General features: G+C 64.7%; 4 protein-coding genes and 1 pseudogene. 2 read left to right on the top strand and 3 right to left on the bottom strand.

Annotation, left to right across the window (positions count from 1 at the left end; genetic code table 11):
* Nucleotides 1-71: 71 nt before the first annotated feature.
* Nucleotides 72-794 (bottom strand): Crp/Fnr family transcriptional regulator, encoded by a 723-nt coding sequence (locus tag QZY03_RS03085; protein WP_295578208.1) that lies wholly within the window; start codon nt 792-794, stop codon nt 72-74.
* A 467-nt stretch (nt 795-1,261) separates the two neighbouring features.
* On the opposite strand from QZY03_RS03085, the gene QZY03_RS03080 reads away from it, so the two are divergent.
* Nucleotides 1,262-1,453, top strand: a complete 192-nt coding sequence (locus QZY03_RS03080) for a hypothetical protein (RefSeq protein WP_295578206.1) — start codon at nt 1,262-1,264, stop codon at nt 1,451-1,453.
* Nucleotides 1,454-1,689: 236 nt separating this feature from the next.
* On the opposite strand, the gene QZY03_RS03075 is transcribed toward QZY03_RS03080, so the two are convergent.
* Entirely contained in the window at nt 1,690-2,121 is a 432-nt protein-coding gene (locus tag QZY03_RS03075; protein ID WP_295578204.1) for a DUF29 domain-containing protein, read from the bottom strand.
* A gap of 266 nt (nt 2,122-2,387) precedes the next feature.
* Here QZY03_RS03075 and QZY03_RS03070 point away from each other — a divergent pair, with 266 nt between their 5' ends.
* Complete coding sequence (locus tag QZY03_RS03070; RefSeq protein ID WP_295578201.1) at nt 2,388-2,654, top strand: GlsB/YeaQ/YmgE family stress response membrane protein; 267 nt, start codon at nt 2,388-2,390, stop codon at nt 2,652-2,654.
* A gap of 322 nt (nt 2,655-2,976) precedes the next feature.
* On the opposite strand, the pseudogene QZY03_RS03065 reads toward QZY03_RS03070, so the two are convergent.
* A pseudogene (locus tag QZY03_RS03065) lies at nt 2,977-11,089 on the bottom strand (glucoamylase family protein).
* Between the last annotated feature and the right edge of the window lie 225 nt (nt 11,090-11,314).

The raw sequence follows: 11,314 nt of genomic DNA, 5'->3' as shown, positions 1-11,314 counted from the left end.
GTCACAACCGGAGGTCGAGGCTTTAGCCGGTGGCGACGATCAAGGTTGCCGCGCGACCGTTCACGGCCCCGTCATTCCGCGGTGGCGTCGGGGAGCAGGCGGGCAAATTCCTTTCGGACCACCTCGTAGCATTCGCACACCCGCGCCTCCAGACCCGGCCGATCCACCATGCGGATATGACCTCGGCTGTATTCAATCAAGCCGGCACTCTGCAACTTGCCGGCGGCGTCGTTCACGCCCTCGCGCCGCACCCCGAGCATGTTGGCGATCAACTCCTGGGTCATCGTCAGTTCGTTCGAGGGTAACCGGTCGAGACACAGGAGCAGCCAGCGACACAGTTGCTGGTCCACCGTATGGTGCCGATTGCACACCGCGGTCTGCGCCATTTGGGTCAACAGGGCCGAGGTGTAGCGCAGCAACAGGCGCTGGAAGGCCCCGGAGCTGTTGAACTCCTGCTTGAACACGGACGCCTTCAGCCGATAAGCCTGGCCCGCACTCTGCACCACGGCCCGATTCGGCATGGTCTCGCTACCCAGGAACAGGGCAATGCCGACGAGACCGTCGTTGCCGATGACGGCGATCTCGGCCGACGCGCCGTTCTCCATGACGTTCAACAGGGACACGATGGCATCGGTGGGGAAATAGACGTGACTCAACCGGCCCCCGGATTCGTACAAGGCCTCACCCAGCGGCAGTGCGACCAGTTCCAGGCGGGGCACCAGTCGCTCGAGGACGGCAGGGGACAGCACGGCGAGCAAGCGGTTACTGCGTGGGCTTGGAGGGCCGGACGTCATGAAGTGGAGCAACCTGCAAAGTGCTTCGGGATGGGGTCGATTTGGGGGCGCCGCGCGGTGCTCACAGTGCCCCGCCGCACAGACCGCCCCATCGGTCAGCACGCATCATATGCTGATCGCCGCGAGTGAGACCAACGCCGTGCGTACGGCAAAGCGTTCTCGCGTCCAGCCACAGTATAGCGGCAAGCCGCCGACCCAACCGAACACCAGCGTACAAGAAGCGCAGGCGGCCCTGCGGGAGGCCCGGGCATTACGGGATGTCGCGGCAGCCGCGCTCTGGCCGACTCTCGACGCCGCGGCATCGGCGCAGCACACGAACCGCCGCGGCCGGCGGCGGCATCGTCTCCAGCCTGATCCCCCGCGGCCGGCGAGGACGGCACGCAAGTCGGCCGCGCTGAGCGCCAGTGTCGCTGCGGCCCGCCAGGTCTGGGTGCTGCCGCAGGGGGGGCGACGGCGGCGCGGTTGCGGTGGCGGCCGGCACCTCGCTGATCCGCCTGCGCACCGTCCTCATGGTCACTCACGAGCCCGACATGGCCGCCTATGCGCGGCGTCTGGTGCGCTTTGTCGACGGCCGGATCGACAGCGAAGCACCCAATCCGCACCCGGTCGGCCTGGACCTGCCGCCACCCGCGCCAACGCCACTGGAGGCGAGACACTGATGTGGCGCACGACACTGGTGCTCGCACTACGCTCGATCCGGCGTAACCTGCTGCGCTCCTTTCCTCGCCGCCAAGGGCCAGTAATCCGACGATCAATCTGCTGTCCTTCCTGTTCTCGGCCGCCATTGGCGTGCTATTTGGTTACTTTCCGGCCCGGCGGGCGGCGCGGATGGATCCGATTCAGGCGCTGAGACACGAGTAAGGGTCGCTTGTTTAGCTTATTAGTGAACAGTTCCTTAGTCCGGCAAAAAGTCTGGGTCGAATATCTGCTTGTCTGTATAAGGAGAAGTCTCAGGAAAATGCTCCTCGTCCAGCCCTGTTTCATTCGCTGCGGCGATGACAGCGGACGGGTAAACATCGGCGATGGACTCCGCCAGCACCGATTTGAGACTGGGATTCTCCTGCAAGAGTTTACCTAAACGACGCCTTTGATCTTTTATCGTTCTCTGCCAACTCTTTGAGCGTCGATCTTGCTGTATCTGCCATTTGAGCAGGTGCATCAACAAGACCTCCAAACGGCTTTCCATGGCCCTTTTCTCGCTCTTGCCCATATCGTCGATCTCCTCCGCGACCAGTGCCCAGTCGATATCGGATAGCTTGCCGGCCCGCATCAAGGCAGCCTGCTCCTGGGTCCAGGCATAAAAATCCTGTCGATAGGCAGTGGTCATGGTACCGTCTCTTTGCGTCGTGGACCAAGGCATCAGAATGGACAAGATGGCTCCGGTCCATAGTACCTGGCATCAGTTCGACATGCACCTGTGTAGCAATCTGCTGATGATACGCCCGGTCAGCCGCATCGGGGCGGGTATCACCTCGTTAAGGAGGCCGACGCCGAGGTGGCGACGGCCGCGCAAGCGTCGCCGACAGTGACTGTGGTGTACCCACCGGCCGGCCCGTTGTCGGGCCTCTTTTTTCACCTACGGAGGATGGTTCCATGTTCTCTTGGACAATCTTGATCTGGATCGTGATCGGCGCGTTCGCCGGTGTGGCTGCTCGTAAACTGATCGGCGGGGAGCCGCCCTTCGGCATGATCGGAGACGTCATACTCGGCATGGTCGGCGGCGCGCTGGGCGGTACTTTAGTTTCTCTGGCCGGGGACTTAGCCAGCTTTGTATGGCTCGTCGGCAGCGTCGTCACCGCTCTGCTCGGGGCCGCGCTGCTGATCTGGGTCGCCAGCTTCATTCAGCGTAAGCCGGGTTGAGTGCGGAGCAAGGGCGCGCTGTTGACCCGGCCAGCCGGTACGCCGTGAGGGCCGGGTCGTATTCCACAGATCAATGTGTCTACGAGGCGGCCGGTTTCCAGCGCCTGGCGATGAATGTCGTAGAGCGCCTGGAGCGGGCCAGCCCGCACGTTGGAGACGCCGAGGAGATCGGCTTCTCGCCGCGGGGGGGCTCTGGTCAGGGCCCGCCTTGGAGTTGTGACCAGGATGCCCCCTCCGCTGATGGTTTAGACTATGGCGTAGGACTCTACAAGCGTTTCAGGCGTGGTGCGCTTTGACGCGATCGGTCCGTTGCGCGGACCACTCACTGCGGGCCGGCACCCTCCTCAAGGCGCACCCGCACCTCGACCGCATGGTCCCGGCGGTCGTCGACCAACGCAATGCTCAGGTCGTCACGCGCCATGCCATCGACGGTCACGCCCGGCTCGCCCTGCCCGGCGGGAAGTTGGGTCACGACAATGTGGTAGAGGGTCTCGCGGTAGCGGTAGTGCAGCGTGAATCCGGTCCAATCCGCGGGGATGCAGGGCTTGAGATGCAGCGTGTCGACGTCCAGCCGCAGCCCCAGGATGGACTCAAGGATCAGGCGGTACATCCAGCCCGCCGAGCCGGTATACCAGGTCCAGCCGCCGCGGCCGCCATGGGGTGAAACCGCATAGACATCGGCCGCAACCACATAGGGTTCCACCTTGTAGGTCGCAATGGCGTCCGGTGAGCGTCCATGATTGATCGGATTGATCATCGAGAATAACTCCCAGGTCCGCGCACGGTCGCCCTGGGCCGCGAAGGCCATGGCCGCCCAGATGGCCGCATGGGTGTATTGCCCGCCATTTTCCCGCACGCCGGGGACATAGCCTTTGATATAGCCAGGGTCCAGCGCGGAGGTGTCGAAGGGCGGGTCCAGCAATTGGATGAGCCCCAGGTCGCGACGCACCAGGCGCGCGTCCAAGGCTTCCATGCCCAGCCGGGCGCGCTGCGGATCGCCGGCCCCGGACAGCACTGACCAGCTTTGCGCAATGGAGTCGATCCGGCATTCGGGATTGACCGCGGATCCCAGCGGCAGACCGTCATCGAAGTAGGCACGCCGATACCAGCCGCCGTCCCAACCGTGCTGATCGAGGTTTTCGCGCACCTGCGCCGCCTCGCCGCGGCACCGCTCGACGAAGGCCGCGTCTCCTTGTTGGCTTGCGACCTCGCTGAAGCGCATCAGGACCTCATGGAGGAAGAAGCCCAACCAGATGCTCTCGCCCCGGCCCTGAATGCCCACCAGGTTCATGCCGTCGTTCCAGTCACCCGAGCCCATCAGCGGCAGGCCATGCGCGCCGAAGCGCAGGCCGTGGAGAATGGCGCGCACGCAGTGCTGGTAGAGACTCACGGTTTCGTCTGCGCGGCCCGGCAGATCGTAGTAGGAGTCGTCTTCCGCATTGACATAACGCCCTTGCAGGAAGCCGACCGGTTCATTCAGCACAGCGGTGTCGCCGGTGCTCTGCACATAGCGGCAGGTGGCCAATGGCAGCCACAGGTAATCGTCCGAACAATGGGTGCGCACCCCGCGGCCGGTTGGTGGATGCCACCAATGCTGGACGTCGCCTTCAGGGAACTGCCGGCTCGCGCAGAGCAGCAGTTGTTCGCGCAACAGATTGGGTTCGGCATGGATCAGCGCCATCACGTCCTGGAGCTGGTCGCGGAAACCGAAGGCCCCGCCCGACTGATAGAAGCCGCTGCGTGCCCACAGGCGGCACGCCAGAGTTTGGTAGAGGAGCCAACCATTGGCCAGGCAGTCGAGTGCCGGGTCGGGGGTTTCGATTTGCACGGCGGACAGCCGGTGCTGCCATTGCTGCTGCACAGTCGCGAGCACGGCGCGCGCGGCGGCCGCGCCGCGGCGGCTATTGACCGTGTTGCTGGGGTCATCCGCGCCGCGGCGGTCGGCCACGCCGAGCCGGAACACGATTTCGTGTGTCTGCCCGGCCTGGAGTTCGAAACTGACCTGGAGCGCGGCGCAGGGATCCAGGGCCGCACCAACCTTGCCTGACAGGCCGGTGCGCGCCAGCGCGGCCGGACTGTGCAGGGACCCGTTGCGCCCGATGAACTCGGCGCGGTCGCCGGTCAGGGTCCGGGTCGCGTCGTCCACATCGAAAAAGCCGATCCGGTGGGCAAATTCGGTGTTGTAGGGGTTACGTGCGAAGAGTGCACCGCTCGCGGGGTCGATCTCAGTCACGATATAGGGGGTGGATTTGGGTCGCAGATCCCCCAGCACCCATTCCACATAGCCGGTGGCGGAAAGCCGCCGCGTCTCGCCCGAGCGATTGCGTACCTTCAATACCGTGAACTTGATGGGTGCATCCGGCGCCACGTAGACCCACAACTCCGACTGGATACCGTCCTCGGTATGTTCGAAGCAGCTATACCCGAAGCCATGCCGGCTGGTATAGGGCGTTGTTCCGCGGCGGGGCAGGGGCGTGGGCGACCAGAAGCGGCCGCTGTCTTCATCGCGCAGGTAAAAGGCCTCGCCGCTGCCGTCGCTGACCGGATCATTGTGCCAGGGCGTGAGACGGAATTCGTGGGCGTTATCGCTCCAGGTATAGGCCGCGCCGCTCTCCGAGACGATGGTTCCAAAGTGCGGGTTCGCCAGGACCTTCACCCAGGGCGCGGGCGTCTCCTGATGGGGTTTCGTGATGACGACATATTCACGGCCGTCGGGGGTGAAGCCTCCCAGTCCGTTATCGAACAGGAGCGCCGGCCGGGCGCCGTCCGCAATGGCGGTCACCGGTGGTGCGTCGGGCTGCTCCGGGGTGTCCCGCACCCAGGAATCACCGTCGATCGGCCGCAGGCGCGGCAAGCGCTTTTGTATGCGGGCGCGACGATTGAGCTGTTCCGCGAGCGTCCCGCGGCTGTCGCTGAGGATGGCGCGTGCCACCGTCTGGAACAGGATACGGTCTTCGTTGGAGATCTGATCGGCCGGTCGAATGAAGATGCCGCCGGGTCGATCCAGCACATGGGCCCCGACGCCCGCGGCAATCAGGCCCAGGATTTGTTCGTGGAGTTGCTGCCGGTAACCGGCGCGATCCTCGTTCCAGATCATGAGATCCACGGTCAGCCCCTTCAGGCGCCAATACGCATGCGCCTGGACCAACTGATGAACGAGTTCGATGTTCTCCGGGTCGCTGATCTGCAGCAGCACCAGCGGGACATCGCCGGAGACCGCGTGGCTCCACAGTCCGGATTGCCCGCGGCGGTTCTGCATGAGCACGCTTGCCTCGGCGCGCAGCGAGTCGTTGGCGTAGAGAATCGAGCTCGCCAGGTGACAGTAGAGTTGGGCGTCGGCCGCGCTGGCATTGAGTTGCCGCAGCACCACCTGACTGTGCGTCCAGGCCAGATCGAAGCAGCGGTCCGCCAGTCGTTGGTCCTGATATTTCGCGATCAACTGCAAGGCGCTGTCGCGGGTGTCGCCGATGCCGCAGACCAGATCGAGTGTGGCCGACTGATCGGGTTCGAGGGTCAGGCAGTAGCGGATGGCGGCGATCGGGTCCAGCACGGAACCCGCGCTGCCGCCAAGCGGACCCTTGGTACTCAGGGCCTGGGGTGCCGCGACGGTGTGGCCGCGGCCGACGAAGCGCAGTCGATCCGTTTCGAAGGATGGGGGCGCGCACTGCGCCCCGCGCACCACCATGAGGTGAAACATCCAGGGCGACTGCTCGTCATGGGAACGCGGTCGGCGGTTGCAGAGGATCGCCGGCAGCGGGCTCAGGACTTCGGTTTGTACGAACAGATTGCTGAATGCCGGGTGCAGCGCGTCCGCGGCGGCCGGGGCGAGCACGACCTCGGCGTAACTGGTGACCTCGATGACGCGGCGCATGCTCGACCGGTTGGTGAGTCGCACCCGGCGCAGTTCGATGTCGTCCTCGGGCGAGAGGACAATCTTGGTATAGGACTCGATCTCCAGATCGCGGCGCCGAAACTCCGCGCGGCCCTCCGAGAAGATCGCCTCGAATTGATCCGGCTGCCGGAGTGTTGGCTGATAGGTCGTCGACCAGAAGGTGCCGCGGGCCAGATCGCGGATGTAGCAGAAATTCCCCCAGTGGTCGCGCGTACTGTCTTCACGCCAGCGGGTGACGGCCAGATCCTGCCAGCGACTGTAGCCGCCGCCGGCGTTGGTGAGCATGACATGGTAGCGACCGTTCGATAACAACTGGACCTGGGGCAGCCGGGTGTTGGGACTGGCGAAGACGCGCACCGGTGCCGCTTGAACGCCTCCGGCAGGGCCGAAGTCAGTGACATCGCCGCCGGTTTGGGAACAGAAGGCGGGAGTCTTGGGAATGCGCTCCTGGAGCAACAGCACCGTGGCCTGGAACATGGGGGCCGCTGTAAAGCGCCGCTGCATTGGACGGTTGAGCAGCAGATAGGCCAGCGACAGGAAGGTCATCCCCTGATGGTGCGCCATAAAAGACCGCACCAGAGTGCGCGTCTGTCCGCGGGGCAACCGGGAGGGCGTGAAGTCGACGGCCTCGTAAAGGCCGAATTTGCCGCCGAATCCGCTGGCCGCCAGCCGCTGCAGATTCACACACGCCGCCTCGGGGGCCACCATCAGCGCGAGCGCGCTGGCATAGGGCGCAATGACCAAATCCTCGGCCAGTCCGCGCTTGAGCCCCAGTCCGGGAACGCCGAAGGCGTGGTACTGGTAGTTGAAATGGGCATCGACGGCGTTGTAGCCGGATTCGGACACGCCCCAGGGTACGTTGCGCACCCTCCCATAGGCGATCTGTCCGGCAACAGCCGCGCGATAGGTCTGGTCGAGGATGGTGTTGTCGTAGGTCGGCATCACCAGCAGCGGCATCAGGTACTCAAACATCGAACCGCTCCACGACAGGAGCGTCGGCTCGCCGGCCGCGCTGGTCAGCAGACGACCCAGGGCAAACCAGGACTCCTGCGGCAGTTGGCCTTGAGCGATGGCGACGAAACTGCCCAGGCGCGCCTCCGACGCGAGCAGGTCGTAGTAACTCGCATCCAGCCGCCGTTCGGCCACGTTGTAGCCGATCGCCAGCAGATGACGGCCCTCGTCATACAGGAAGTCGTAGTCCATCCAGGCCAGCTCCCCGGCTTGCAGTGCCAGGAGTTCGAGCGCGCTGATCCGTTCGCGGGCGCGGCGGCAGCCTTCCTGAAGCAGCGGGAGCGCCGCCTGCCAATACGCCGCCGGCGGGGTCGGTGCGCCGCCCGCAGGCGCGGCGCCGGCGGTGATCGCGGCCAATGCGCGCAGGGTTGGGATGGCATTGAACGGCGGTGCGTCGGGAAGATCGGTCGGCGCCGCCGGCAGGCCGAGCCAGGGCGCCAGATACAACAACTCATCCAGCAGCGCGCGACAGTGTCTGGCCAGCGCCGGCCCCCAGTCGTTGGCGACGCCGTCATCCAGCCCACCAGACACCGCGGCATCGGCCGTGATCGTCAATGTCTCCAGACACCGGTGTGCCATCGTCAGTGTTGCCGGCGGCGCCAGCGCACAAGTGTCCAGCGTTTGCCGAAACTGCACGAGCGGGGCGGGCAGGGCGTCAGGCAACGCCTCGCACAGGCAGTGAAAGCTGTCCCTGATGCCGTCCAGCCAACGCGCGCTGAGGATCGGATCGTCAGCCAGCGCGAGCAGTCCCGGCTGCAAGGTCAGCAGGTGGCCGGCAAGGTTGCCGCTGTCCACCGACGAGATATAGAGCGGGGCCAACGGTTGCAGCGACTGGGTGTCGTACCAGTTGTAGAAGTGGCCGCGGTAGCGGGTCAGGTCCGCCATCGTGCGTAGCGCGTTGTCGGTGCGTGCGATGAGTCCGCCGGCGGGAAGGTAGCCGAAGTCGTAGGCTGCCAGGTTCGCCAGTAACGACAGGCCCATGTTGGTCGGTGAGGTGCGATGCGCGACCGTGACCGCTGGGTGCTCCTGGAAGTTATCCGGCGGCAGCCAATGATCCGCCGGGCCGACGAAGGTCTCGAAATTTCCAATGCGACAATTTCGAAAGCGGGTTCTTACGCTGATGACCATCGCGATCGGGAACCCGCGGCAACAGCCAGCCCGCAACTTGCCAGTCCCCGCGCATCCAGCGGTAGCGCCGACTCAGGTCCGCGCTGTAGCAGGTGGGATATTCCTCGTACAACTGCACGTCGGTGAGCAGACCCGAGCGCGCGTAACAGCCTTCCAGCAGATCGTGGCTGAGGATCGCGTTCTCCGGCAGGCGCCCGGCCAGCGCCTGTTCAAAGGCTGCAACATCGTAGATGCCTTTCCCGATGAACGAGCCTTCCTGGAACCAATCCTGATAGACGTCCGAGACGGCTTGTGTGTAGGGGTCGATACCGGCATCGCTTGCGTACAGCCGCGCGTACCGCGACCGGTTGGCACCGGGCAGGCTCGCTGCCACTCGGGGTTGCAGGATGCCGTAGCCTTCGACGATCCGTTGGCGGTTCGCATCCCAGCGCGGGCGGTTGAGCGGGTGCGCCATGGCACCAACCAGTTCCAGCGCCGCGTCACGCGGCAGTTCGGTGTCGGTGTCCAGCGTGATGACATAGCGCACGTTGGTGAGGATGGCGGTGTCGCCGACCACGCGTGCGAATGGGCTGATCGCGCCATCCGGGAGGTGATCAGGGGTGCTGCCGAGCAGCAACGCGTTGAGAGCGGCCAGCTTGCCGCGTTTGCGCTCGTAACCCATCCAGACCCGCTCTTGCGGATTCCAGCAACGCGGGCGGTGGAACAGGAAGAAGGTGTCGCCGCTCATCCGCGGGTATTTTTCATTGAGCGCCGAGATCCGTTCAACGGCCAACTGCACCAGACCAGCGTCCTGCGGCAGCGTCTGCGTTGGCGCATCCCGCAGATCGGTCAGCAGACCGAAGTGGAGGCTCTCGTCCCGATTGGCCAGGAAGCGAACCTCCAGTGCCTCCACCAGCGTCTCGATGTTCGCGACGCCGGTCAACATGGTCGGTGTCACGACCAGGGTGCGTGCCTCCACCGGAATGCCGTGGGACAGGTCCATCCGCGGCAGCGGATGCGGCGCCGCCAACAGGGTCGCGAACCAGTTGACCAGCGCCATCGCCAACTGACTGGTGCCCAACACCGCGGGTACACAGAGAAGTGCGAGCAGCCAACCAGGCCAGTTGTCGACCGCTGCCTGCGCCAGCAGGCTCAAGGTGAAGAGTGTCGTCAAGACCAGGATCGCACTCAAGTACAAGAACAAGGGGAAGCGGCGCCCTCGCCGTTGCAGGGCATCCGCCAGACCCAAGCGCGTCTGCGCCCGCCGCTCGAGTAATGGCAACCCGCGATCGATCAGGTAATAACCCACATGCGCCGCCCGCGTGTCGCCGCCCGGCTGGCCTACGCGATCCTGCGCCAGTTCGAGCGCATGGCGCGCGACCTCGGGCTCGGAGAGTCGGCTGTGCTTGGCAATACGCTCCACCACGTGCCGGTAGCGATCGCGGGTGGCAAAGTCCATCCGGCCGTAAATACCGCCCGGGTCTTCCCGCAAAGTCCATTCGACCACGCTCATGGTCTCCACGAACTCGCGCCAGTCCATGGCGCCGAGAAAGCGCAGACTGCCGATGCTGTTACTGATGGACACCTGGTCCGCGGCCTGTTGCTGGTTCTCCACCTGAACCAATTGCTCGATGGTCAGGCTCGCGTCGGCCAAGTGCTGCTCGATCCAGGTCAGCGGCAAGGCCAGGGCGGAACTCTGGCCTTGCAGTCGGCGCGCAAACTCCGCCACAAAGGCGCTCGACATCGGTGGTTGCGACCGCGCCATATCCGCGATCACCAGGATCAGATTCTTTGGATTGCTCTCGGCCATCGCCACCATCTGGTCGGCCCAGCCGTCGGCGAGGTTATGGCCGGTTCGGCTGCCGGCGATGCGGGCCGCGACGCGGCGCAGATTCTCGATCAGCGCGAGCCGCAGCATGATCGGAATCGCCCACAGTTCACCCAGCTTCAGCGGGGTGACGCTCTGGTAGGCCGCGACGAAACGACTGAGATTCTCCGGGTCGACCCGGCCGTCGCCGTGCGCGATGATCTCCAGTGCGATGTCATAGGCGCGCGGTAATCCGGCCGATGGGCCGTTGCGCAACCGCGGCAATTCCCGGCTGTAGCCTTTGGGAAGATGCCGACGGGCGGTACGCATCTGTTCGTCGATCAGATAAAAATTGTCGAGCAGCCATTCTCCCGCCGGGGCAATACGGCGGTTTTTCCTCACGGCCTCCAGCAGCAGGGCACAGACGTCGATCAGGGTCAACTCATTCGCGTTGAGCCGCACCAGGAGCTGATCCGGAACATGGTGCGGAGCCAGCAGGTGCGCCGCGGCAAGTCCCTTGCCGTGCTGCTCCATTTGGATCGCACTGAATAATTCCGCGCGTAAAGGCTGCTCGTCGCCGATGTAGGTCTTGGCCAAGCCATTGCCCAGTATCCGCATTCTTATCTGGAGCAGGGTTTCGCGAATTGCTTTATGCACGGTAGTCACTTGAATCTTCTCTCGCCCCCTGAGTTGTGCCGCATGTTATTGATTACGAGTACCAACTCTGGGATCCCGCACGCAAGGCGGACGGCGCTTTGGACAATCGTGCAACGCCCGGCCTTGATCATTAATCCGGCCACACCCAAGCCGGCACTCGTCGCGGCCGGGGGCCGCTCCTACCGT

The sequence above is a fragment of the uncultured Lamprocystis sp. genome, from assembly GCF_903933125.1.
Classification (GTDB): domain Bacteria; phylum Pseudomonadota; class Gammaproteobacteria; order Chromatiales; family Chromatiaceae; genus Thiodictyon.
This window is presented reverse-complemented; position numbering and strand designations above follow the sequence as displayed.

Bases quoted from the DNA above. Each gene is read 5' to 3' on its own strand.
- QZY03_RS03085 (WP_295578208.1), bottom strand. From the start codon at position 794: ATGACGTCCGGCCCTCCAAGCCCACGCAGTAACCGCTTGCTCGCCGTG.
- QZY03_RS03075 (WP_295578204.1), bottom strand. From the start codon at position 2,121: ATGACCACTGCCTATCGACAGGATTTTTATGCCTGGACCCAGGAGCAG.
- QZY03_RS03070 (WP_295578201.1), top strand. From the start codon at position 2,388: ATGTTCTCTTGGACAATCTTGATCTGGATCGTGATCGGCGCGTTCGCC.